The organism is Rathayibacter festucae DSM 15932 (assembly GCF_004011135.1).
Classification (GTDB): Bacteria; Actinomycetota; Actinomycetes; order Actinomycetales; family Microbacteriaceae; genus Rathayibacter; species Rathayibacter festucae.
In genome coordinates this window covers 519,837-542,584 of the sequence record NZ_CP028137.1, presented here as the reverse complement: position 1 = coordinate 542,584, position 22,748 = coordinate 519,837, and the positions used below count along the sequence as shown (strand labels likewise).

Below are 22,748 nucleotides of genomic sequence, written 5' to 3'. Positions count from 1 at the left end.
TCGCGCCGTTCCCGGGGACGCCCGGCGGGAGCCGGGGCCGCGCGGCGCGGAGCGGTCCGGCTCGCACCGGTCCGGCTCAGACCCGCGGGCCCTTCAGCCAGCGCAGCGGCACCTCGATGGTCACCTCGGTGCCGCGGCCGACCAGCGTGTGCCAGTCGATCGTGCCGCCGAGCTCGCCCTGGATCAGGGTGCGCACGATCTGCGTGCCCAGACCCGAGCCGACCTTGCCCTCGGGCAGTCCGACGCCGGTGTCGCGCACCTTGACCGTGAGCTCGTCGTCGCCGCGGGTCGCGACGATCTCGACGTCGCCCTCCCGGCCGGCGAGCCCGTGCTCGACCGCGTTGGTGACCAGCTCGGTCAGCGCGAGGGCGAGCGGAGTGGCGTACTCGCTCGGCAGGTCGCCGAAGCTGCCGGTGAACGTGGGGTGCACGGTGGTGTTGTGCGTCGAGGCGACCTCGGCGATCAGCAGCAGCACCCGGTCGAACACCGCGTCGAAGTCGACGTTCTGCGCGAGCCCCTCGGAGAGCGTGTCGTGCACGACCGCGATCGCCGCGACGCGCCGCATGGCCTGCGTCAGCGCCTCGCGGGCGAGGTCGGAGTGGGTGCGCCGGGCCTGGATCCGCAGCAGCGACGCGACGGTCTGCAGGTTGTTCTTCACCCGGTGGTGGATCTCCCGGATCGTCGCGTCCTTGGTGATCAGCTCCCGCTCCTGGTGGCGCAGCTCGGTCACGTCGCGGCAGAGCACGACGGCGCCGACACGCTCCCCGCGGTCGCGGATCGGGATCGCGCGCAGCGAGACGGTGACGCCGCGGGCCTCGATGTCGGTGCGCCAGGGCGCGCGGCCGGTCACGACCAGCGGCAGAGACTCGTCGATGACGACCTTGCCGGCGACCAGGCCCGTGGTGACCTCGGCGAGCGACTCGCCCTCGAGCTCGTCCGCGAAGCCGATGCGGTTGAACGCCGACAGCGCGTTCGGGCTGGCGAAGGTCGTGATCCCGTCGACGTCGAGGCGGATCAGGCCGTCGGAGGCGCGCGGGGCACCGCGCCGGGGCCCGGTCGGCGCGCCCAGGTCGGGGAAGTCGCCCGAGGCGATCATCGAGAAGAGGTCGTTCGCGCAGTCGTTGAAGGTCAGCTCCTGGCGGCTGGGCGTGCGCGTCTCGCTGAGGTTGGTGTGCCGGGTGACGACCGCGATCGGCTGATCCATGGTCGCGCTGTCGGAGCCGCCGAGGCGCCGGATGACCGGCACGGCGCGAACCCGGGTGGGCGTCTCCTCGAACCAGTCCGGGGCCGAGGTGTCGACGATGCGGGCGCTCTCGAAGGCCTCGGCGACCTGGGCGCGCCACTCCGCCTTGATCTTCTGCCCGACGAAGTCGCGGTAGAAGAGCGTCGCCGCGCTCGAGGGCCGGGCGTGCGCGACGGCGACGAAGCCACCCTCGGCGGTCGGCACCCAGAGCACGATGTCGGCGAAGGCGAGGTCGGCGAGGAGCTGGAGGTCGCCGACGAGGAGGTGCAGCCATTCGACGTCCGCGTCCGTGGAGCGGCCGTGGGAGAGAACGAGATCACTGAGGGTCGACACCCGACAAGCCTAGGTCCCGTCATCGCGCGCACCGCACCTGCGGTGCCCCGCGCCCGGTTATCCACAGTCCGGCGCTGAGCCTGACGTGAGCATCGCTCGGCTGCTTCGATGAGGGCACCCCGTCGCGCTCGTCCTGCTGCGGCACGCACCGCCCGAGCCGAGAGGAGATCCGAACCGTGAGTCGCTCGTCCTGCCTTTGGAGCACGCCGCATGATCCACCCCACCAACGCGTTCGACTACCGCACCCTGCCGCTCGACGCCGACGCGGCGGCCCCCGCGACGTCGACCGCCGCGTTCTTCGCCCCGCAGCCGGCCACGCGGGCGGAGCTGCCCGATCCCGAGCCGATCCTCGCCTGCCTGACGCTGCAGGTGGTCGAGGTTCTGGCCGGCTCCCGCGAGATCGACCAGCTGGCCCGCTGGCTGAGCGACGACGTCTACCGGCATCTGCAGAAGCGGGTGGTGATGGCCGCCCGCGCCCGCAGCCTCAAGGGGCGGTCGACGCAGCGCCTCCCGTCCACCGTCGGCCGGGTCGTCGTCACGGAGCCGCGGGACGGGATCGTCGAGGCGGTCGTCCTCGTGCACAACCGGGTCCGCACCCGAGCGGTCGCCATCCGGCTGGAGGGCACCGACGCCCGCTGGCGCGCGACCGCGATCAACGTGCTCTGAGACCGGCCGGCGCTCGCGGCTCGGCGCTCGCACGCCGGCACTCCCGGGTCAGCGCTCGCGGACGGGAGCCACCGGCGGCAGCACCACCTGGACGCCCTTCTCGCGCAGCGCCTCCTCGAGCTCCGGCGGCGGCGGCGCGTCGGTGACGAGGTAGTCGGCCCGGCCGAGCTCCGCCACCTGGGCGAAGAGGGTGCGGCCGAACTTGGTCTGGTCGGCCAGGATCGCCACGCGCTCGCAGCGGGCGATCATCTCGCTCATCATCACGCCCTCCGCCAGGTTGCTGGTCGAGTAGCCGTTCTCGGCGGACACGGCGCCGACGGAGATCAGGCCGATGTCGCAGTGCAGGTCGACGGCGCCGCCCGGCTCCGCGGCGGCGAAGCCCACCGGCCCGACCGTCGACTGGCCGCCGAGGCGGACGGCGCCGCCGAAGACGAAGAGGTCGCGGCAGGTCTTCGAGCCGATCTCGGCGGGGACGCGCAGGTTGTTCGTCGCGATGGTCAGCTCGCGGTGGTCGTTGAGGTGCCGGACGACCGCCAGCGAGGTGGTGCCCGCGTTCAGCATCACCACCGCCCCGTTCTCGACGAGGCCGGCGGCGAGCGCGCCGATCTTCTCCTTCGCGCCGCGCTGGATGCCCAGGCGCACGTCCAGGCGCTTCTCGGTCGCGGGCATCACCGAGAGGCTCACCGCGCCGCCGTGCGTGCGGACGAGGTAGCCGTCGGCGTCGAGCTGGTCGAGATCGCGGCGCACGGTGTCGGCCGAGACCGCGAAGCGGCGGGCGAGCGTGGTGACCGTGACCTCGCCCGCCTCGGCGACGTAGGCGGCCAGATCGGCCTTCCGGCCGGCCGGCAGACGGAGCGGGACGTCGTTCGCGGCGGGGGCGTCGTCGGTGTCGGGCATGTGCGTTGTCTAACACCGCCGTGCCGGATCCTGCAACTTGTCGCACTCGGATCGCGGTGAATCCTGCGGTCTGGTCCTCGTTTGTCGCACATCTCGGCAATTTCCTGCCGGTTCTTGCACGACCACGCATCGCCAGGTACATTCGCAGAACACAAGCGCAAGAATGCGCACACAACAGCAGATAACTGCAGAGTTGCAGGGAGTGACATGAGCAAAGGTGCTCGCATCAAGAGAGCCGTCGTCTTCACCGTCAGCGCGGCGTTCGCCGCGACGATGCTGACCGGCTGCAGCCAGGGTGGCGGCGACTCCGCGGCAGGCGGAGACGTCACCCTCGAATTCGCGCAGTGGTGGGAGCCCGAGCTCTCGGACGGCGCCCTCCGCGGACTGATGGACGACTTCGAGGCCGCGAACCCCGGCATCACGGTCGACCTGCTCAGCGGCCCGTACGCCTCGACCAAGGAGCAGCTCTTCGCCGGCGCCGCGGCCGGCACGATGTCCGACGTCGTCGGACTGGACGGCGCCTGGATCAGCGACTTCGCCAAGCAGGGCGCGCTGGCCGACCTCGCCCCGCTGCTCTCGGACGCGGGCTTCGACGAGAGCCAGCTCTCCTCGACGGTCGTCGTCGACGGCAAGACCGCCATGGTCCCGGTCGTCAACTTCGTCTACCCGCTCTTCACCAACGACGCCCTGCTCTCCGAGGCGGGCGTCAGCGCTCCGCCCTCGACCCGCAGCGAGTTCGAGTCCGCGGCCAAGGCGATCACGGCGCTGGGCGACAACACCAGCGGCTGGGTGCTCCCGCTCTCGAGCGACGCCCCCAACGGGATCCAGAACGACGTCATGTCCTGGGTCTGGGCCTCCGGCGGCAGCATGCTCGACGACGGCAAGCCGGACCTCACCAACGACGCCGTCACCAGCGCGGTCGACTACATCGCGCAGCTCGACGCCGACGGCGTGATCGCCCCCGGCGCCGCGACGATGAAGGAGCAGGACAAGGTCGAGGAGTTCACCAACGGCCGGGTCGGCATGATGATCGACTCCCTGTCGCACATCGCCACCATCCGCGAGTCCAACCCCGACCTGAAGTTCAGCATCTCGGCCATCCCGGCCGAGGACGGCTTCAGCGGCGAGCGCGGCATCCCCTTCGCCTCCTGGGGCATCGGGGTCTCGGCCAGCAGCGAGCACCCGGCCGAGGCCGCGAAGCTCGTGTCGTTCCTGATGAGCGCCGACACCAACTCCAAGCTGTCCACGCTGGCGAACGCCTTCCCCGGCAACACCGCCTCCACGCCGGACTTCTCGGACAGCGACCCGCTGTACCAGGAGGCCTTCGACATCTACTCGGCCGGCTACCCGGCGAACGAGTTCGTCGGCCTGCCCGTCGCGGAGCAGCTGATGCGCGACTTCGACGAGCAGCTGCAGGCCGCCCTCAACGGCGACCAGAGCGTCGACGAGGCGCTGGAGAAGTCCCAGGAAGCCTGGCTCGGCGAGTTCTGAGCCGTGACCCGTCCGTCCCCGATCGCGCCGCGGGAGTCCTCTCCCGCGGCGCGGTCCCCCCTCACCCCGTCCCCGATCGAAGGAGGAGCGCCGTGGTCTCCCTGCTGAGCGCCCCCCAGCGTCCCGCCTCCGGGACGCCCGCCCCCGCCCCCGCGGGCCGCCGGAGGCGCCGCGACCTCGCGCCCTACCTCTACCTCTCCCCCACGGCGATCGTGATGCTCGTCCTGATGCTCGTGCCGGTGCTGCTGGTGATCGGGTACTCGTTCTTCGACAACGTCATCACGAACCCGAAGCCCGCCTTCGTCGGACTCGCCAACTACCTCGAGGTCCTCGGCGATCCGAAGTTCCGCACGGCCACCGGCAACACGATCGTCTTCGTCGGCGTCAGCGTCGCCGCCCACCTGGTGCTCGGCCTCGGCTTCGCGATGCTGCTCAACTCGCCGCTCGTGCCGACCGTCGCCAAGTCGCTCTTCCGCGTGGTCTACGTCCTGCCGTGGCTGTTCACCGTCGCGATCATCGCGGTGCTCTGGCGGCTGCTGCTGAACCCCAACGGCGTGATCAACTACGCGCTGATCTCGCTCGGGCTGACCGACAAGGGCATCGAGTGGCTCGCCTCCCCCGCGACCGCGCTGCTCTCAGTGACCTTCATCAACATCTGGGCGGGCTACTCGTTCTACATGATCACGCTGCTGGCGGGTCTGCAGGGCATCCCGCACGACCTCTACGAGGCGGCGAAGGTCGACGGGGCGACCGCCTGGCAGCGGTTCTGGAACGTCACGATCCCGCAGCTCAAGCCGATCATCATCAGCATGTCGGTGCTCGACATCATCTGGACCTCGCAGCAGTTCGCGCTGATCTGGATGACGACCGGCGGCGGCCCGATCGACGCGACCGAGATGCTCAGCACCTACACCTACAAGCTCGCGTTCAGCCGCTACGAGTTCTCGGTGGCCTCGGCGAGCGCCGTCCTGATCCTCCTCCTCACCATGGTCCTCGCGTTCTTCTACGTGCGGAACCAGAAAGCCAGGGACTGACGTGACCGCCACCGCCACCCGCCCGGCCGTCCGCACGCCGCGGCTCCTCGCCGCGAAGGCCGGGGTCTGGGTCCTTCTCCTGATCGGCGCCGCCTTCGCGGGCCTGCCGATCGTCTGGATGGCCGCCAGCTCGTTCAAGTCGAACACCGAGATCTTCGAGTACCCGCCCCGGCTGATCACCGACACGTTCTCGTTCTCGGCCTACGCCGGGATCCTGGGCGACCCGACGAAGGTCCGCTTCTTCATCAACAGCTACGTCGTCGCCCTCGCGGTCGTCGCGCTGACGCTGGTCGTCGCGATCCTCGCGTCCTACGCGTTCAGCCGCTACGAGTTCCGCTTCAAGCGGCCGATCAACATCATCATCGTCAGCGTGCAGGCGGTGCCGCCGATCACCCTGCTGATCCCGTTCTTCGGGCTGATGGTGACGCTGCGGCTCTACAACACCTATCAGGGGCTGATCCTCACCTATCTGGTCTTCACGCTGCCCTACGCGATCATCATGCTGACCGGCTACTTCAACACCCTCCCCCGCGATCTCGACGAGGCGGCGCGGATGGACGGGGCCGGCCCGATGACGGTGCTCTGGCGGATCCTGGTGCCGATCGCGATCCCCGGGATCGTCTCGGTCGGCGTCTACACCTTCATGATCGCGTGGAACGAGTACCTCTTCGCGCTCACCCTGACCCGCACCGACGACATGCGCACGGTGCCGATCGGCATCCAGCTGCTGATGGGCCAGAACTCCTACGAGTGGAACGAGATGATGGCGATGAGCATCCTCGGATGCGTTCCCGTCCTCCTCCTCTTCCTCTTCTTCCAGCGGTACTTCATCGGCGGCATGACCGCCGGGGCCGTCAAGAGCTGAGGCGCGCGTCCGCGCGTCCGGAACACCACCACCACCACGAGAAGGACAGTCAGAGAATGCTTGTTTCCGGAAAAGACCTGCTGGACGTCGCCAATGCGAACGGCTTCGCCGTCCCGGCGTTCAACGTCAGCGACTACGCCATGATGAACGGCCTGTTCGAGATCAGCGAGGAGAAGGCCTCCCCGCTGCTCATCGCGATCCACCCCGACGAGCTGAGCCACACCGGAGTGGACATCCTGCACGCGATCATCGCCCGCGCCCACCGCTCCAGCGTCCCGGTGACCATCCACCTCGACCACGGCGCCACCTACGAGCAGGTCCTGCTCGCGATCAAGTCCGGCTTCACCTCGGTGATGATCGACGGCTCGATGCTCCCCTACGACGAGAACGTCGCGATCACCAAGCGCGTCGTCGACGCGGCGCACGCCGTCGGCGTCTCGGTCGAGGGCGAGCTGGGCACGATCGGCAAGACCGACAACGAGGCCGAGGACGGCGCCGCGAACATCATCTACACCGAGCCCGACGAGGCGGTCGACTTCGTCGCCTCGACCGGGGTCGACAGCCTCGCGATCGCCATCGGCACCAGCCACGGCCTCTACCCGGCGTCCATGAAGCCCGCCCTCAAGCTGGACCTGCTCGCCGAGATCAAGAAGCGCGTCGCCGTGCCGCTCGTCCTGCACGGCGGCTCGAACAACCCCGACGCCGAGATCGCGGAGTCGGTGAAGCGCGGGGTCAACAAGATCAACATCTCCAGCGACATCAAGGCCGCGTACCACAAGAAGATGCGCGAGGTGCTGGCCGACCCCTCCGTCCGCGAGCCGAACACGATCCAGCCGCCCTCCATCGCCGCGATGAAGGAGACGGCCGCCGAGAAGATCGACCTGTTCGGCTCCGCCGGCAAGGCCGAGCTCTACTAGGCCCGGCGAGACGCAGGAGAGCAGCGCGGTGAACGAGAGGATCGTGCTCGGACTGGGCGGGACCGTCGACTACGAGATCGACTGGGACGACGACGTCGTCCAGGCGCTCGCGGAGGAGTACGGGATCCGCGCGGACGAGCTGACGAGGACGGCGCCGGTCACTACCGAGCGCGACCTCGTCGTGGCGCTCCTCGCGTTCCTCGCCGACGGTGCGGGAGGGGAGAGATTCGCCTCCTCCTCCCGCATCGTCGAGGAGTTCGCGCAGCGCTTCCCCCGGCGCATCACCCTCGGCGGCACGGGAGTGCGCGCGGGCTACGCGCTCGCCGTGCACGGCCTCGCCGCGGTGCAGCACCTGGTGAGCATCGACGACCACGTCCGCCGGCTCCTGCCCGTGGGCACCGAGTACGTCTCGAGCGCGACCGCCGACAGCACCGACCCGCACCTGATCGTGCAGTTCCCGCGGGGCGCCCGGGTGCTCCTCGGCGACCGCGTGCTGGTGGCGCCGCACCCGAACCGGGTGATCTTCGCGAACGACCCGCCCAACCGCGAGCTGCTGCTGGCGGAGGGACTCGGCGGCGTGCTGGCCGACGCGGGCGTCTTCCTGGTCTCCGGCTTCAACAGCATCCAGGACGGGGCGGTGCTGACGGACCGGCTGGAGACGCTGCAGCGCCACCTCGCGGCGCTGCCCGCCTCCGCGGACGTGATCTACGAGGACGCCGGGTTCCACCTGCCCGCCCTGCAGGACCGGGCCCGCTCCGCCCTGCTCGGCTGCGTCGACGTCGTCAGCATGAACGAGGACGAGCTGCAGGCGCTGCTCGGGCACCGGCTCGACCTGCTCGACCCGGACGCCGTGGTCGAGGCGCTGGGCGCGGCCTCGGCGCTGCTCCCCGGCCCGGTGCTCGTCGTGCACACCCGGCACTGGTCGGCGGCCGTCGGAGCGGAGGCCGAGCGCTACCGCGCGGCGCTCCTGGGCGGAGTGACGATGGCGAGCACCCGCTACCTGCTCGGCGACGGCATCACCGCCGCGGACTACGACCGCGTCGCGCAGCTGCCGGCGCAGCCCGGCGGACTCGCGGTCTGCACCGCGGTCACGGCTCGGCTGCAGGCCGTCTGCACGCCCGGCCTCGTGCTCGAGACCGACCGCCCCACCACGATCGGCCTCGGCGACACCTTCGCCGGCGGCTTCGTCTCGGCGCTGGTGCGGCACCGCGTCTGACCTGACGCGGCCGACGGCGAAGGCCCCGCACCCCGCGTGAGCAGGGCCGGAGCCGGGGCCTTCGTCGTGCCGGTCGGCAGGGCCGGGGTCAGCGGCGCTTGGTCTGCGCGCGGCGCTCCTGGCGGTTGTTCGGCGTCTCGTCGGAGCCGCCGGTCTGCTGGCCGAAGGCGCCGGTGGTCGCGGCGTCCTCCGCGTCGTCCGGGCGCGCCTCGCGGGCCGCCGCGGCGCTGGCCTTGGCCGTCGCCGCCTGCTGCACACGACCGCGCTGGTCGCGGACCTCGACGCCACCCGAGTCGCTCGGCGCGGAGTAGCTGAGCTTCTCGACCGGAGCGACCGGCTCGGAGAGGCCCTTCGCGGCGACGCCGGCGACCTCGCCCTGCTTCTGGGTGACCTCGACCTCGAGGTTGAAGAGGAAGCCGACGGTCTCCTCGCGGATCTGGCCCATCATCTGCTGGAACAGGGTGAAGCCCTCGCGCTGGTACTCGACCAGCGGGTCGCGCTGGGCCATCGCGCGCAGGCCGATGCCGTCCTTCAGGTAGTCCATCTCGTAGAGGTGGTCGCGCCAGCGGCGGTCGATCACCGAGAGGACGACGCGGCGCTCGAGCTCGCGCATGGCGGGGGCGCCGAGCTGCTCCTCGCGGCCCTGGTAGGCGAGCTTCGCGTCCGAGAGGATCTCGCGGCGCATGAACTCCTTGTTGATCCGGCCGCGGCTGCCGGCCTCCTGGACGACCTCGTCGATCGACAGGCTGACCGGGTAGAGGGTCTTCAGCTCGGTCCAGAGCGCGTCGAAGTCCCAGTCGTCGCCGTTGCCCTCGCCGGTGTGCACCTCGAGGATCTCGTCGATCACGTCGACGAGGAACTTCTGGGTTCGCTCGTGCAGGTCGTCACCCTCGAGGATGTGGCGGCGGTCGGAGTAGATCGCCTCGCGCTGGCGGTTGAGGACGTCGTCGTACTTGAGGACGTTCTTCCGGATCTCGGCGTTGCGCGCCTCGACCTGCGACTGCGCACTGCGGATGGCGCGCGAGACGACCTTCGACTCGATCGCCATGTCGTCCGGCACGTTGCCGCGGCCCATCAGGGCCTCGGCCGCACCGGAGTTGAACAGGCGCATCAGGTCGTCGGTGAGCGAGAGGTAGAAGCGGCTCTCGCCCGGGTCGCCCTGGCGACCGGAGCGGCCGCGGAGCTGGTTGTCGATGCGGCGCGACTCGTGGCGCTCGGTGCCGAGCACGTAGAGACCGCCGGCGGCCTGGACCTTCTCGGCCTCCTCGGCGACCTTGGCCTTGACGCCCGCGAAGACGTCGTCCCACGCGGACTCGTACTCCTCGGGGGTGTCGACGGGGCTGAGGCCCTTGGTCGACATCTCGGTGACCGCGAGGAACTCGGCGTTGCCGCCGAGCATGATGTCGGTGCCGCGGCCGGCCATGTTGGTCGCGACGGTGACGGCGCCGAGGCGGCCGGCCTGGGCGACGATCGCGGCCTCGCGCGCGTGGTTCTTGGCGTTCAGCACCTCGTGCCGCACGCCCTTCTTGGCGAGCAGGCGGGAGAGGTACTCGCTCTTCTCGACGCTCGTCGTGCCGACCAGGACGGGCTGGCCCGCCGCGTGGCGCTCGACGATGTCCTCGACGACCTGCTCGAACTTGACCTGCTCGTTCTTGTAGACGAGGTCGGCGTTGTCGATGCGCTGCATCTTGCGGTTGGTCGGGATGGAGACCACGCCGAGCTTGTAGGTCGACATGAACTCGGCGGCCTCGGTCTCGGCCGTTCCGGTCATGCCGGAGAGCTTGCCGTAGAGGCGGAAGTAGTTCTGCAGCGTGACGGTGGCGAGGGTCTGGTTCTCGGCCTTGACCTGCACGCCCTCCTTCGCCTCGATCGCCTGGTGGATGCCCTCGTTGTAGCGGCGGCCGGCCAGGATGCGGCCGGTGTGCTCGTCGACGATCATCACCTCGCCGTTGAGGACGACGTAGTCCTTGTCCTTCTTGAACAGGGCGCGGGCCTTGATCGAGTTGTTGAGGAAGGAGATCAGCGGGGTGTTCGCGGACTCGTAGAGGTTGTCGATGCCGAGGTAGTCCTCGACCTTCTCGATGCCGGGCTCGAGCACGCCGACGGTGCGCTTCTTCTCGTCGACCTCGTAGTCCTCGCCCTCGATGAGGCGCGTGGCGAGGCCGGCGAACTCGGCGAACCAGCGGTTCGCCTCGCCCGAGGCGGGGCCGGAGATGATCAGCGGGGTGCGCGCCTCGTCGATGAGGATCGAGTCGACCTCGTCGACCACGGCGAAGAAGTGGCCGCGCTGGACCATGTCCTGCGCCTGCCAGGCCATGTTGTCGCGGAGGTAGTCGAAGCCGAACTCGTTGTTCGTGCCGTAGGTGATGTCGGCCGCGTACTGCTCGCGGCGCTGCTCGGGCGTCTGGCCGGAGAGGATCACGCCGGTCGTCATGCCGAGGGCGCGGAACACGCGGCCCATCAGCTCGGACTGGTAGTTCGCGAGGAAGTCGTTCACCGTGACGATGTGCACGCCGCGGCTCGCGATGGCGTTGAGGTACGCCGGCAGGGTCGCGACGAGGGTCTTGCCCTCACCGGTCTTCATCTCGGCGATGTTGCCGAGGTGCAGCGCCGCGCCGCCCATCAGCTGGACGTCGAAGTGGCGGAGGCCGAGCGTGCGGCGCGACGCCTCGCGGACGGCCGCGAAGGCCTCCGGCAGCAGGTCGTCGAGCGACTCGCCGTTCGAGTAGCGCTCGCGCAGCTCGACGGTCTCGTTCTTCAGCTCCTCGTCGCTGAGGTGCGTGAAGTCCTCTTCGAGGGCGTTGACGGCTTTCGCGTAGTTCTCGAGGCGGCGGAGGACCCGGCCCTCCCCGACGCGAAGGACCTTTTCGAGAACTGAGGCCACGGGGTACTCCAAAACGTAGAAGACAGGTGCCCGACGGCACGGCGCGGACGGAACCACACTAGCCGGGGCGGGCTGTGCGCGGTCCGACAGGGCGCGAAGAACCCCCCGGAGGCGGACCTCCGGGGGGCTCCCGGGTCAGACCGCGGCGGCCTCGGGCTGCGCGTCCGACTCGTCGCCGAGGCCGATCACGCCGTAGTCCCAGCCCTTGCGGCGGTAGACGACGCTCGGGCGGTCGGTGTCCGCGTCGATGAAGAGGTAGAAGTCGTGGCCGACCAGCTCCATGTAGTCGACGGCGTCGTCGACGCTCATCGAGACGGAGGGGAAGACCTTCTTGCGGATGACGACGGGGCAGTACGGCTCCTCCGCGTCGTCCTCGTCCGCGGCGACCGGCTCCGGGGCCGGCTCCTCCTGCACGGGGATCACGCCCGTGCTCAGGCGCTCGAGCACCTCGGCGTCCGCCGGCTGGATCGCGACGACGCTGAAGTCGTCGGCCGCCGCGTCGCGCAGCGAGGTCGGCCGATGCTGACCGCGATGCACCTTCTTGCGGTCCTTGGCTCGACGGACCCGTTCGAGCAGGCGCCCGAGGGCGACGTCGAAGGCCGCGTACTTGTCGGCTCCGCTCGCCTCGGCCCGCACCACGGGCCCCTTGCCGATGAGCGTGAGCTCGACCCGGTCGCCGCCGGCGGCGCCCTTGCCCTCGCTGTGACGGCTCGCCTTGATCTCGAGCGCGAGCGCCCGGTCGGCGAGGTGGGCGATCTTCTCCGACTTCTCCGTCGCGTAGGCGCGGAAGCGATCGGTGATGCCCATGTTGCGGCCTGTGATGTCGATGTCCATGACAACCTCCCAGTCGAGTACGGCGTGCCGCCTTTCTCCGGGCGGACCGTTCACGCCGTCCCCCGAGCGTAGACCCGTGGTCACCGGATCGTCCCCGGGAGTTCATCAGGAAGTCGCGCTGCGGCCGCCGGGGGTCCCCGCGAGCGCGACCGCCCCCGCCACGTCTCCCCCGCCCGCGCGGACGGCCCGGCGCAGCTCGAGCAGGGTCGCCCCCGAGGTGACCACGTCGTCCACCAGCAGGATCCGCTCGCCGTCGAGCGGACGCCTGGCGCGGAACGCGCCGTCGAGGTTCGCGCGCCGCTCCGCCCGGGCGAGGCCGACCTGGTCGAGCGCGAGCCGGGTCCTCGTGAGCGGCCGGGCGAGGCGCCCGCCGGCCGCGCGCACCAGCAGGTCGACGGGGTCGAAGCCGCGCCGCAGGTGCCGCAGGCGCGAGCCGGGCGGTGCGACCAGCAGCGCCGGAGCGCCGTCGAGCGCCTGGAGCAGCACGGGTCGCAGCAGCGCGCCGAGCGGTCGCGCCGCGGCCACCCGCCCCTCCGCCTTCAGCGCGAGGACGAGCCGCCGCACCGTCCCGGCGTACTCCGCGCCGACGCGCACCTCGAGCGGGTCGTCGGCGGACCCCAGGCGGCGGACGTCCGGTCGCGCCTGGGCGGCGAGCGCCGCTGCGCAGTCCGGGCAGGGCACCCGCGTCGCCGGCCGGCCGCAGGCCGGGCAGTCGACCGGCAGCAGAACGGCGAGGGCGTCGAGGAGGTGATCGCGCAGCATCGGGCGAGTGTGCCCGGGTTCAGGACCCCATGCCGGTCTGCGTCGCGAGGAGCTCGATGCCTGTCGCGACCGTCTGCCACGCCGAGCCGCGCTGCTGGCGCAGCTCGCCGCCCTCGGCGAGGATGCGGATCTGCGTCGAGGCGTTGCCGGCCGCGATCTGCACGGTCCCGGTGGTCGTCCCCAGCGGGGTGTCCCCTCCGCCGAGCTGGTTCATCGTCACGGTGTCCTCGCCGGTGGAGCCGCGGACGACCGAGACGACGTCGAGCTCGTCCGTCCAGGCGGCGGCGACCGCCGTGCCGAGGGTCGAGCGCAGCACGACCGGCTCGCCGACCGCGATCGGGTCGCCGTTGGCCGAGCGGGTGACTCCGGCGACGAGCACGGTCGCCTGCTGCCCGTCCTGCGCGAGGGCGAGCATCCGCGTGCCGTCCCGGGACAGCGCGAACGAGGCGATCGACTCGATCTCCGGCCAGGCGGTCGCGACCTGCAGCGACCGGGAGCCGTCGGAGGAGTAGGCGACCAGCTGGCCCGGCGCCGCTGTGGGCACCGACCAGACGTAGCCGAAGGGGTCCATGCCGGGGGCCGCGAGGCCGCTCCGGGCGTCGAGCAGCACGTCGTCGACGCCGGGGGTGAGCAGCGAGACGCCGGCCGAGGTGAGGACGGCCGCCGAGGCGCTCGAGTCGGCGCCCCGCTGCTCGCCCAGGACCGCGGCCCGCGGCGAGAGGGCCGCGATCCGGTCGGAGACGGCGGTCTCGGCGAGTCCCGAGGAGCCGAGGAAGCCGAAGTCGCCGTCGGTCAGCACCAGCGGCCGGGTGTCCACCCGCGGCGAGGTCGGCAGCCCGGTCACCTCGGTCGGGATCTCGATCGGGTTCTGCTGCACCGAGAGCGAGACCCCGGTGACGTTCGAGACGTTGGCCAGGCTCCTGCCGAGCTGCAGCGCCATCCGGCGCCACTGCCGCTCGTCGGCCTCGAGCGCCGCGGAGTTCAGGTCGACGACGGCCCGCTGCGCCTCGACCGGCACCGTCTCGGCGGCGAGCGCCGTCCCGGTCGGGAAGGCCGAGACGACGGCGGACGAGTCGCGGAGCCACGGCGTCGGCCCGCGCAGCAGCTCGGTGACGATCGTGGTGCTGGTCGAGCTGTCCGCGCGCGAGGCGAACCAGCGCAGATCCGGCACCAGGTAGGAGTAGCTCGGGTCGAAGAAGTAGAGCGCGTAGGTGGAGAAGACCTGCTCGAAGGTGGTCCGGTCGATGACGACGCCGCTGGGCGGTGAGCTGATCCGCCATTCTCCGTTCTCCTGGACGAAGCCGTAGTCCAGCTCCAGCGCGGTGGTCGTCGCGACCTCGGAGTAGACGCCGGTGGCGTCGACCTCGGCCACGGGGGTGATGGTGAGCGAGAGCGTCGACGCGCCGGGCTGGGTCGAGGAGCGCTGGCCCTCGTCGACGGTGACGTGCTCGCCCGGCGTCCAGTCGGCTCCGGTGGAGAGGAACTCGCGGGCGATCTTGTAGTTGTTCTGCGGGCTCGACGCCGCGTCGATGAAGCCGGTGAGGATCTCGAACTGGTCGGCGCCCTCGGCGGGGCCGGAGGGGAGGAAGTCGTACTGCAGGTCCTGCGGCGCCGTGTCCGGGCGGCCGACGCCGACGTCGCCGCCGCGCGGGATGCCCGCGCAGCCGGCGAGGGCGGCCAGCAGCAGCACGGCGGCGACCGCGGAGCGCAGGCGCTTCACTGGACGACCCCGTGCTCGGGCACGCCGCCGAGCGGCAGCGGCGGCAGGACGATGGGGCCGGAGTAGGCCTGCTCGCCCGCGTCCACGGGCGGCAGCGGCAGCGGCGAGGCGTCGATCCGCTCGCCGCGCCGGCGCGGGACGGTGAGCCGGAAGCACGCGCCGCGGCCGGGCATCGACCAGACCTGCAGCCAGCCGTGGTGCAGCGCGGTGTCCTCCTGGGCGATGGAGAGGCCGAGGCCGGTGCCGCCGAGGGTGCGGCGGCGGGACGGATCGGCGCGCCAGAAGCGGTCGAAGACGCGGACCACCTCCTCGGAGCTCATGCCGTGACCGTAGTCGCGGACGGCGAGCGCCACCGCGGTGGCGTTGCTGTCGACCGTGACCACGATCTCGCGGCCGTCGCCGTGCTCGACCGCGTTGCCGAGCAGGTTGCGCACGATGCGGCGGATGCGGCGGGCGTCCATCTCGGCGTCGAAGTAGCCGCCGGGGGCGGAGAGCGTGAGCCGCGAGCCGTTCGCCTCGGCGATCCCGCGCATCCCCTCGATCTCCTCGCCGGCCAGCCGCACCAGGTTCACCGGCTCCAGCTCGAGCTCGGCCGAGCCGGCGTCGTGGCGGGAGATCTCCAGCAGATCGGCGAGGAGGCTCTCGAAGCGGCCGATCTGGCCGTGCAGCAGCTCGACGGTGCGCTCGGCGACCGGCGGGAAGCCCTCGCGCTGGTCGTAGAGCACGTCGCCGGCGAGCTTCATCGTGGTCAGCGGGGTGCGCAGCTCGTGCGAGACGTCGGAGACGAAGCGCTGCTGCACCCGGCTGAGCGTGGCGAGCTCGCTGATCTGCTCCTGGAGGCTGTCGGCCATCCCGTTGAACGAGCGGGCGAGGGTGGCGATCACGTCCTGTCCCCTCTCCGGGATGCGCACGTCGAAGTCGCCCGCGGCGAGGCGCTGGCTGGTCTCCGCCGCCACCCGCACGGGCGCGACCACGATCCGGACGACGACCCAGCTGACCGCGCCGATCAGGAGGATCAGCAGGATGCCGGCGATGTTGAGGACCTGCTGCACGAACTGCAGCGTGCGCTCCGCGTCCGCGAGCGAGTAGCCGATGTAGAGCTCGTAGCGCCCCGCGGAGCTCGGCAGCTCGATCGTCGAGCCGACGACGATGCCCGGGAGCTGCTGGCCCGAGGCGCCGAGGCTCACCGACTGCCAGTACTGGCCGTCGGCGCCGGCCTGCACCCGCGCGCGCAGGTCGTCGCTGATGACGCCGTTCTGCAGCTCGCGGTTGTAGCTGTCCTGCGGTGCGAGCGAGGACGCCTCCTGATCGGGCGCGCGCACGACCGCGATCAGGGCGGAGGAGGAGGCGTCGCGCACCGCGGTGCGCACCGAGTTCATGACCTCCTCCATGTCCTGCCGGGTCGAGACGGTCGCCGCGTCGAGGTAGCCCTGCGCGGCGCGGGTCGCGCGCGAGGTGTCGCCGGTGACCTGGTCGAGCCGCGACTGGAACAGGTTGTCGCTGATGCTGTAGGAGAGGTACGCGCCCGTCGAGCCGATCGCGATGCCGCTGAGCAGCACGGTGATGGCGACGGCGCGGAACTGCAGCGAGCTCCGCCAGGCCCGGAGCACCCTCCGCGGCCAGCGCCGCAGCGCCGGCGCCCGGAAGCGGCGCGCGAGGCTCACGTCAGCTCGGCAGCACGGAGCCGGCGCGGTAGCCGACGCCGCGCACGGTCATCACGATGCGCGGATCGTCCGGGTCCTTCTCGACCTTCGCGCGCAGGCGCTGCACGTGGACGTTCACGAGCCGGGTGTCGGCCTTGTAGTGGTAGCCCCAGACCTGCTCCAGCAGCATCTCGCGGGTGAACACCTGCTGCGGCTTGGAGGCGAGGGCGAGGAGGAGGTCGAACTCGAGCGGAGTCAGGCCGATGCGGGTCTCGCCGCGGCGGACCTCGTGCCCGGCGACGTCGAGGCTGAGGTCGCCGACCTGCAGGACGGCGTTGGCGGCGACCTGGGAGGGGCGCAGGCGCGTCTTGATCCGCGCGACCAGCTCCTTCGGGTCGAACGGCTTGACCATGTAGTCGTCCGCGCCGGACTCGAGGCCCTGCACCACGTCGGAGGTGTCGGACTTGGCGGTCAGCATGATGATCGGGACGCCGGACTCGGCGCGGATCCGGCGGCAGACCTCGATGCCGTCGATCCCGGGCAGCATCAGGTCGAGCAGGACGAGGTCCGGCCGGGCCCGCCGGAAGGCCTCGAGGGCGCCCGTGCCGTCGGCGCAGAAGGAGACGTCCCAGTCCTCCGCGCGCAGGACGATGCCGATCATCTCGGCCAGGGCCGCATCGTCGTCGACCACCAGGATTCGCGCGCTCATGGGGTCAGGCTAACCGACGCGAGTGGGAGCACGGCCGCGCCCGACCGCGAGCGCCGAGCGCGGCTGTGACAGCATGGGAGGGATGACCGACGCAGCTCAGTGGCCACCGCCCGCCGGGGCTCCGGAGGGCGGCGACGCACGGCCGCGCGTCGCGCCCGTCGCACCGGTGGCGCCCGTGTCCTGGTCTCCGACCGCGGGTCCCGCCGGCCCGCCCCCGCCGCAGGGCTGGACGCCCCCGCCCAAGCCCGGGCTGATCCCGCTGCGGCCGCTCGGCTTCGGCACCCTGCTCGGCGCGCCCTTCGCGGTCCTCCGCCGCAGCCCGCGCACCACCCTCGGCGTCGCGCTGCTCGTGCAGGGCCTCGGCTCGCTGCTCGCCCTCGTGCTCTACGGCGCCGTCGCGCTTCTCGCGGTCGGCCGGATCACCCAGGCCGAGGTCGCCGATCGGGACGCCGTCGCGTCCGGGTCGCTGGCGATCGTCGTGCTCGCGGCGCTGATCCCGCTCGCCGTCACCCTGGCCACCGGCGCGCTCGTGCAGGGCGTCGTCGTGCTCGAGGTGTCGCGCGCCGTCCTCGGCGAGCGGCCGACGCTGCGCGCGCTGCTCCGGCGGCTCCGCGGCCGCTTCTGGGCGCTGGTGGGCTGGACCGTGCTGCAGGGCGTCGGCGTCCTGGTGCTGGTGGTCGCCGCGGCGGCGCTCTCGGTGCCGCTCTTCCTCCTCGGCGCCCAGGACGCGGGGGCCAGTGCCGTCGTCGGCGGGATCCTGGTGCTCGTGCTGGCCGGCCTCGCCGCGACCGCGGTGGGCGTCTGGCTCGCGACGAAGCTCGCGCTGGTGCCGAGCCTCCTGGTGCTCGAGCGGCTCCCGCTGCGCCGGGCGGTCGCGCGCTCCTGGCGGCTCGTCACCGGCGGGTTCTGGCGGACGTTCGGCGCGCTCGCGCTGATGGCGGTCATCATCCAGGCGGCCGGGCAGGTCGTCTCGACGCCGTTCAGCCTGCTGATCCCGATCGGCGGGGCGCTGGTCGCGCCGACCGATCCGAACGCGCAGGTCGTCGCGTCCATCGTCGTGGCGCTGCTCTCGGTCGCCGTCGGCCTCGTCGTCGGCGCGGTCGGCACGGTGCTGCAGTCGGCGGTCACCGGGCTCGTCTACCTCGATCGCCGGATCCGGCGCGAGGGCTTCGACCTCGTGCTGATGCGGCACGTCGAGGAGCGCGCGGCCGGGCGCGAGTCCGCCGATCCCTTCCCCGCTCCGGAGCGGACCGCGCCGTGATCCGCCTCGCGCTCGTCACGGCGCCGCTCGACCCCGATGCGCAGGAGGCCCGCCGGCTGCTCCTCGAGGAGCTCGCCGACCCGCGCTACCGCGCCGCCGAGCCGAACTGGTTCGACCGCCTGGTGCAGGCCGTGCGCGACTGGTTCACCTCGCTCACCCTGCCGGGCGACGGGGTCGGCGTGCCGCTCGCGGCGCTGATCGGCGTGCTCGTGCTGGTGGTGCTCGTCGTGGTCGCCCTCGTCATCGCGGGACGGCCGCGACTGCGGCAGCGCAGTCGCGTGACCGGGGCGGTCCTCGCCGACGACGACGGCCGCTCGGCCGCGGAGCTGCGCGCCCTCGCCGAGGCGGCCGCCGCCCGCGGCGACTGGGACGAGGCGCTGGTGGAGCGGTTCCGCGCCCTGGTGCGCGCCCTGGACGAGCGCACGATCCTCACCGTCTCGCCCGGCACCACCGCGCACGGCTTCTCCCGCCGGGCCGCCGCCGTCTTCCCCGCCTCGGCCGACGCGCTCCGGCGCTCGGCGGACGCGTTCGACCGGGTCCGCTACCTCGGCCTGCCCTGCGGGCGCGAGGACTGCGAGCGCGTCGCCGAGCTCGACCGCGCGCTCGCGGCCGCGCCGGTCCCGCTCGAGGCGCTGCGATGACGGCGCCTGCTGCCTCGACCGCGTCGGACGCTCCCGTCGACACCGTCTCCTCCCCCACCCTCGGCGCGCTGCTGCGCCGGGGCCGGATCTGGGCGCTCCTCGCGGCGATGGTCGCCGTCGGCACGGTCCTGCTGACCGTGGCGACCGGCTCCCCGGTGCCGGCCGCCGACCTCGACGTCGACAGCGCGGCACCGGACGGCGCCCGCGCGGTCGCCCAGGTCCTGCGCGAGCAGGGCATCGACGTCGTCCGCGCCGACTCCCTCGACGAGGCCCTGCGCGCGGTCGGTCCGGGCAGCACGCTGCTGCTCGACGATCCGGGCTCGGCCCTGGACGAGGAGCAGTACGCCCGGCTCGCCGAGGACCCCGCCGCGGTCGTCCTCGTCGAGCCGTCCGGCGCCGCCCTCGACGCGCTGCTGCCCGGCGTCGCCTTCGCCGGCGCGCCGCAGGAGGACGGCGTGCTCGCCGCCTCCTGCGCGCTGCCCGCCGCGGAGCGCGCCGAGGGGATCCCCGCGGGCGGCAGCACCTTCCGCGTCCTCGAGGGCGGGGCCGTGGGCTGCTTCCCGTCCGGTGACGACGCCTTCGCGCTCGTCGCCGACTCCCCGGCCGGCGGCCCCGACGTGGTCGCCGTCGGCGACGCCGACCTCCTGCGCAACGGCACCGTCGCCGAGGAGGGACGAGCCGCCCTCGCGCTGGGCCTCCTCGGCGGCGAGGACCGCCTGGTCTGGTACCGCGCCGGCGCGGCCGACGCGACCTCCGCCGCCGTCGACCCGGCCGATCTCGCGCCGGGCTGGGTCACTCCGGCGCTGCTGCTGCTCGTCGGGGTGTTCGTCGCCTCCGCCGTCTGGCGCGGGCGGCGCTTCGGCCCGCTCGCCGTCGAGCCGCTGCCCGTCGTCGTGCACGCGAGCGAGACCGCCCGCGGCCGGGCCCGCCTCTACGCCCACGGCGCCACCCGGGTGCGCGCGCTGGACGCCCTGCGGATCGGCACGCTGCACCGCTCCGCCGCCCTGCTCGGCCTGGCCCCGTCGAGCGGAGTGGACGAGGTCGTCGCGGCGGCCGCGGCCCTGCTCGAGCGCGATCCGCGCGCCGTGCGCCGGCTCCTCGTCGACGACGAGCCGGCGAACGACGCCGCTCTCGTGGCCGCCTCCGACGAGCTCCTGCGCTTCGAGAGCGCGCTCCGCGCCGCCCGCGCACCACGGACGGGCACCGCCGCGGCCGGCACCGCAGGACCCGGCGCCGCAGGACCGGGCACCGCCGGACCGGGCACCGCTCGACCCGCGCACGACCGCCTCGACCACGATCAGCCCGACCACGAACGACCGGAAGGCCCCCTCCGATGAGCGACTCCTCCCTCCCCCCGATCGCGGACGACGAGCTCCGCCGCGAGCTCGACCGCGTCCGCTCCGAGGTCGGCCGCGCCGTCGTCGGCCAGGACGGCGCCGTCTCCGGGCTGCTGATCGCCCTGCTGGCCGGCGGGCACGTGCTGCTCGAGGGCGTGCCGGGCGTCGCGAAGACGCTGCTCGTCCGCGCACTCTCGGTCTCGCTGGGCCTGGACACCCGGCGCGTGCAGTTCACCCCCGATCTGATGCCCGGCGACATCACCGGCTCGCTGGTCTACGACGCCTCCACCTCGGGCTTCGCCTTCCGCGAGGGCCCGGTCTTCACGAACCTGCTGCTCGCGGACGAGATCAACCGCACCCCGCCGAAGACGCAGGCCGCCCTGCTCGAGGCGATGGAGGAGCGCCAGGTCAGCGTCGACGGCCGCACGCTCCGCCTCCCCGACCCGTTCCTCGTCGCGGCGACGCAGAACCCGGTCGAGTACGAGGGGACCTACCTGCTCCCCGAGGCGCAGCTCGACCGCTTCCTGCTGAAGCTGGTGCTGGACGTGCCGCCGCGGGACGTCGAGGTCGAGGTGCTCTCCCGGCACGCGGCCGGCTTCGATCCGCGCGACCTCGCCGCCGCGGGGGTCCACCCAGTGCTGGACGCGGGGCGGCTGCGCGCGGCCCAGGCCTCCGTCCGCCGCGTCGGCGCCGGCCCGGACGTGCTCGGCTACATCGTCGACCTCGCGCGCGCGACCCGCGAGAGCCCGAGCGTGAAGCTCGGCGTCAGCCCGCGCGGATCGACGGCCCTGCTCGCCGCGAGCCGCGCCTGGGCCTGGCTGAACGGCTACGGCTCGATCACCCCGGACCACGTCCAGGCGATGGTGCTGCCCGTGCTGCGGCACCGGATGCAGCTGCAGCCCGAGGCGGAGCTCGAGGGCGTGCGCACGGAGGCCGTCCTCGGCGGCATCCTGCAGCAGGTCCGCGTCCCGGTCTGAGCCGTGCACCTCACCGGACGCTCCGTCCTCGTCCTCATCGTCGGCCTCGTGCCGGTCGTCCTGCTCGGACGCCGGGCCGAGGTCGCCTTCGCCGTGCTCGGGCTCTGGCTGCTGGTCTGGCTGATCCTGGTGGGCGTCGACCTCGCGGTGGCCGGCTCCGCGCGCGCGGTCGTGCTCGAGCGGCGGACCCCCGACCGGGTCCGCCTCGGCGAGCGCGCGGAGGCGACGCTGCTGATCACGAACACGGGACGGCGCCGCATCACCGGCATCGTCCGCGACGCGTGGGAGCCCTCCGCCGGGGCGCTCGCGACCCGCTCGCCGCTGCGCCTGCCGCCCGGTGAGCGCCGCGCCGTCCGCACGGTCCTCGAGCCGCGCCGCCGCGGAGAGCGCCGGGCGCTGCACGCGACGATCCGCTCGAACGGCGTCCTCGGGCTGGCCGGCCGGCAGGCGACCCTCGCCGCGCCCGCGGTCGTCCGGGTGCTGCCGCCGTTCCGCTCCCGCCGCCACCTGCCCTCCCGCCTCGCGCGCCTCCGCGAGCTGGAGGGGCGCACCAGCGTGATGATCCGCGGTCAGGGCACCGAGTTCGACAGCCTGCGCGAGTACGTCCGCGGCGACGACGTCCGCTCGCTCGACTGGCGCGCCACCGCCCGGCGCCGCGAGCCCGTCGTCCGCACCTGGCGGCCCGAGCGCGACCGGCGGGTGGTGCTCGTGCTCGACACCGGCCGCACCTCCGCCGCCCGGATCGACGACGAGCCGCGCCTGGACACGGCGATCGAGGCGTCGCTGCTGCTGTCGGCGCTGGCCGCCTCGGCCGGCGACCGCATCGACGTCCTCGCCTTCGACCGCACCCGGCGCGCCCGCGTGCACGGCGCGACCGGCACGGAGGTGCTGAGCCGCGTCGTCGACGCGCTCGCCCCCGTGCAGCCGCAGCTGATCGAGACCGACTGGTCGGCCGTGCCGGGCCAGGTGCGCACCCTGGTCTCGCAGCGCTCGCTCGTCGTCCTGCTCACGGCGCTCGACTCCGTCGGCGCGGCGGAGGGGCTGCTCGCGGTGCTCCCGCAGCTCACGAGGCGGCACACCGTGGTCGTCGCCTGCGCGATCGACCCCGAGCTGGCCCGGATGGCCGCCGACCGCGGCGACCGCAGCGCGGTCTACGCGGCCGCGGCGGCGGAGCGCTCCCTCGCCGACGCGGACCGGCTCGCGGCCGCGGTCCGGCGGCTCGGCGGCGACGTGGTGCTCGCCTCGCCGGAGAAGCTGCCGCCCGCCCTCGCCGACCGCTACCTCGCGCTGAAGGCCACCGGCCGGCTCTGAGCCCGGA

19 protein-coding genes are annotated in these 22,748 nt (G+C 72.7%); 11 read left to right on the top strand and 8 right to left on the bottom strand.

The features are described 5' to 3' along the window. Positions 1-76 precede the first annotated feature (76 nt). The gene (locus C1I64_RS02605; protein WP_123444403.1) at positions 77-1,576 is read right to left on the bottom strand and encodes a sensor histidine kinase; all 1,500 of its coding nucleotides are present in this window, start codon (positions 1,574-1,576) and stop codon (positions 77-79) included. 210 nt (positions 1,577-1,786) lie between these two features. On the opposite strand from C1I64_RS02605, the gene C1I64_RS02600 reads away from it, so the two are divergent. After that, positions 1,787-2,242, top strand: a complete 456-nt coding sequence (locus C1I64_RS02600) for an Rv3235 family protein (protein WP_244209384.1) — start codon at positions 1,787-1,789, stop codon at positions 2,240-2,242. A 48-nt stretch (positions 2,243-2,290) separates the two neighbouring features. Here C1I64_RS02600 and C1I64_RS02595 read toward each other — a convergent pair whose 3' ends face one another. Further along, positions 2,291-3,139, bottom strand: a complete 849-nt coding sequence (locus C1I64_RS02595) for a DeoR/GlpR family DNA-binding transcription regulator (protein WP_123444402.1) — start codon at positions 3,137-3,139, stop codon at positions 2,291-2,293. A 207-nt stretch (positions 3,140-3,346) separates the two neighbouring features. Between C1I64_RS02595 and C1I64_RS02590 the strand changes: the two genes are divergently transcribed. The 5 genes from C1I64_RS02590 (at position 3,347) to C1I64_RS02570 (ending at position 8,662) form a co-directional block, all read left to right on the top strand. Beyond that, positions 3,347-4,630, top strand: coding sequence for an ABC transporter substrate-binding protein (locus C1I64_RS02590; RefSeq protein ID WP_127886113.1), 1,284 nt, complete (start codon positions 3,347-3,349; stop codon positions 4,628-4,630). A gap of 92 nt (positions 4,631-4,722) precedes the next feature. Next, positions 4,723-5,664: a carbohydrate ABC transporter permease gene (locus C1I64_RS02585; protein ID WP_244209383.1), complete on the top strand. Its 942-nt coding sequence runs from the start codon at positions 4,723-4,725 to the stop codon at positions 5,662-5,664. Position 5,665: 1 nt separating this feature from the next. Continuing rightward, positions 5,666-6,529, top strand: a complete 864-nt coding sequence (locus C1I64_RS02580) for a carbohydrate ABC transporter permease (RefSeq protein ID WP_207901631.1) — start codon at positions 5,666-5,668, stop codon at positions 6,527-6,529. Positions 6,530-6,585: 56 nt separating this feature from the next. Then, entirely contained in the window at positions 6,586-7,446 is an 861-nt protein-coding gene (locus C1I64_RS02575; protein WP_123444400.1) for a ketose-bisphosphate aldolase, read from the top strand. 28 nt (positions 7,447-7,474) lie between these two features. Beyond that, complete coding sequence (locus tag C1I64_RS02570) at positions 7,475-8,662, top strand: ADP-dependent glucokinase/phosphofructokinase (RefSeq protein ID WP_127886112.1); 1,188 nt, start codon at positions 7,475-7,477, stop codon at positions 8,660-8,662. Between the two features lie 88 nt (positions 8,663-8,750). On the opposite strand, the gene secA is transcribed toward C1I64_RS02570, so the two are convergent. The 6 genes from secA to mtrA all read right to left on the bottom strand — a co-directional run bounded on the left by secA (position 8,751) and on the right by mtrA (position 17,214). After that, positions 8,751-11,546: a preprotein translocase subunit SecA gene (gene secA / locus C1I64_RS02565; protein ID WP_127886111.1), complete on the bottom strand. Its 2,796-nt coding sequence runs from the start codon at positions 11,544-11,546 to the stop codon at positions 8,751-8,753. 135 nt (positions 11,547-11,681) lie between these two features. After that, complete coding sequence (gene hpf, locus C1I64_RS02560; RefSeq protein ID WP_127886110.1) at positions 11,682-12,380, bottom strand: ribosome hibernation-promoting factor, HPF/YfiA family; 699 nt, start codon at positions 12,378-12,380, stop codon at positions 11,682-11,684. 105 nt (positions 12,381-12,485) lie between these two features. Continuing rightward, positions 12,486-13,142 carry a ComF family protein gene (locus tag C1I64_RS02555; protein ID WP_127886109.1) on the bottom strand — a complete coding sequence of 219 codons (657 nt, stop codon included), beginning with the start codon at positions 13,140-13,142 and terminating at the stop codon, positions 12,486-12,488. A gap of 19 nt (positions 13,143-13,161) precedes the next feature. After that, a complete protein-coding gene (locus tag C1I64_RS02550; RefSeq protein ID WP_127886108.1) occupies positions 13,162-14,862 on the bottom strand; it encodes an LpqB family beta-propeller domain-containing protein in 1,701 nt (566 codons plus the stop codon). Next, complete coding sequence (gene mtrB, locus C1I64_RS02545; protein ID WP_132435837.1) at positions 14,859-16,526, bottom strand: MtrAB system histidine kinase MtrB; 1,668 nt, start codon at positions 16,524-16,526, stop codon at positions 14,859-14,861. The genes C1I64_RS02550 and mtrB overlap by 4 nt, the downstream gene beginning before the upstream one ends. Position 16,527: 1 nt before the next feature. Then, the gene (gene mtrA, locus C1I64_RS02540; protein ID WP_123444394.1) at positions 16,528-17,214 is read right to left on the bottom strand and encodes an MtrAB system response regulator MtrA; all 687 of its coding nucleotides are present in this window, start codon (positions 17,212-17,214) and stop codon (positions 16,528-16,530) included. An 82-nt stretch (positions 17,215-17,296) separates the two neighbouring features. On the opposite strand from mtrA, the gene C1I64_RS02535 reads away from it, so the two are divergent. The 5 genes from C1I64_RS02535 to C1I64_RS02515 are packed head-to-tail and all read left to right on the top strand — an operon-like array spanning position 17,297 to position 22,741. Then, positions 17,297-18,475 carry a hypothetical protein gene (locus C1I64_RS02535; protein ID WP_127886107.1) on the top strand — a complete coding sequence of 393 codons (1,179 nt, stop codon included), beginning with the start codon at positions 17,297-17,299 and terminating at the stop codon, positions 18,473-18,475. After that, entirely contained in the window at positions 18,472-19,116 is a 645-nt protein-coding gene (locus tag C1I64_RS02530; RefSeq protein WP_123444392.1) for a DUF4129 domain-containing protein, read from the top strand. The genes C1I64_RS02535 and C1I64_RS02530 overlap by 4 nt, the downstream gene beginning before the upstream one ends. Next, positions 19,113-20,453 carry a DUF4350 domain-containing protein gene (locus C1I64_RS02525; protein WP_127886106.1) on the top strand — a complete coding sequence of 447 codons (1,341 nt, stop codon included), beginning with the start codon at positions 19,113-19,115 and terminating at the stop codon, positions 20,451-20,453. The genes C1I64_RS02530 and C1I64_RS02525 overlap by 4 nt, the downstream gene beginning before the upstream one ends. Further along, positions 20,450-21,430 (top strand): AAA family ATPase, encoded by a 981-nt coding sequence (locus tag C1I64_RS02520; protein ID WP_123735248.1) that lies wholly within the window; start codon positions 20,450-20,452, stop codon positions 21,428-21,430. The genes C1I64_RS02525 and C1I64_RS02520 overlap by 4 nt, the downstream gene beginning before the upstream one ends. 3 nt (positions 21,431-21,433) lie before the next feature. Next, positions 21,434-22,741: a DUF58 domain-containing protein gene (locus C1I64_RS02515; protein WP_127886105.1), complete on the top strand. Its 1,308-nt coding sequence runs from the start codon at positions 21,434-21,436 to the stop codon at positions 22,739-22,741. The last annotated feature ends 7 nt before the right edge of the window (positions 22,742-22,748 follow it).

Coding starts and splice junctions, on each gene's coding strand:
- C1I64_RS02600 (WP_244209384.1), top strand. CDS start 1,787: ATGATCCACCCCACCAACGCGTTCGACTACCGCACCCTGCCGCTCGAC.
- C1I64_RS02595 (WP_123444402.1), bottom strand. CDS start 3,139: ATGCCCGACACCGACGACGCCCCCGCCGCGAACGACGTCCCGCTCCGT.
- C1I64_RS02590 (WP_127886113.1), top strand. CDS start 3,347: ATGAGCAAAGGTGCTCGCATCAAGAGAGCCGTCGTCTTCACCGTCAGC.
- C1I64_RS02575 (WP_123444400.1), top strand. CDS start 6,586: ATGCTTGTTTCCGGAAAAGACCTGCTGGACGTCGCCAATGCGAACGGC.
- hpf (WP_127886110.1), bottom strand. CDS start 12,380: ATGGACATCGACATCACAGGCCGCAACATGGGCATCACCGATCGCTTC.
- C1I64_RS02555 (WP_127886109.1), bottom strand. CDS start 13,142: ATGCTGCGCGATCACCTCCTCGACGCCCTCGCCGTTCTGCTGCCGGTC.
- mtrA (WP_123444394.1), bottom strand. CDS start 17,214: ATGAGCGCGCGAATCCTGGTGGTCGACGACGATGCGGCCCTGGCCGAG.
- C1I64_RS02535 (WP_127886107.1), top strand. CDS start 17,297: ATGACCGACGCAGCTCAGTGGCCACCGCCCGCCGGGGCTCCGGAGGGC.
- C1I64_RS02525 (WP_127886106.1), top strand. CDS start 19,113: ATGACGGCGCCTGCTGCCTCGACCGCGTCGGACGCTCCCGTCGACACC.
- C1I64_RS02520 (WP_123735248.1), top strand. CDS start 20,450: ATGAGCGACTCCTCCCTCCCCCCGATCGCGGACGACGAGCTCCGCCGC.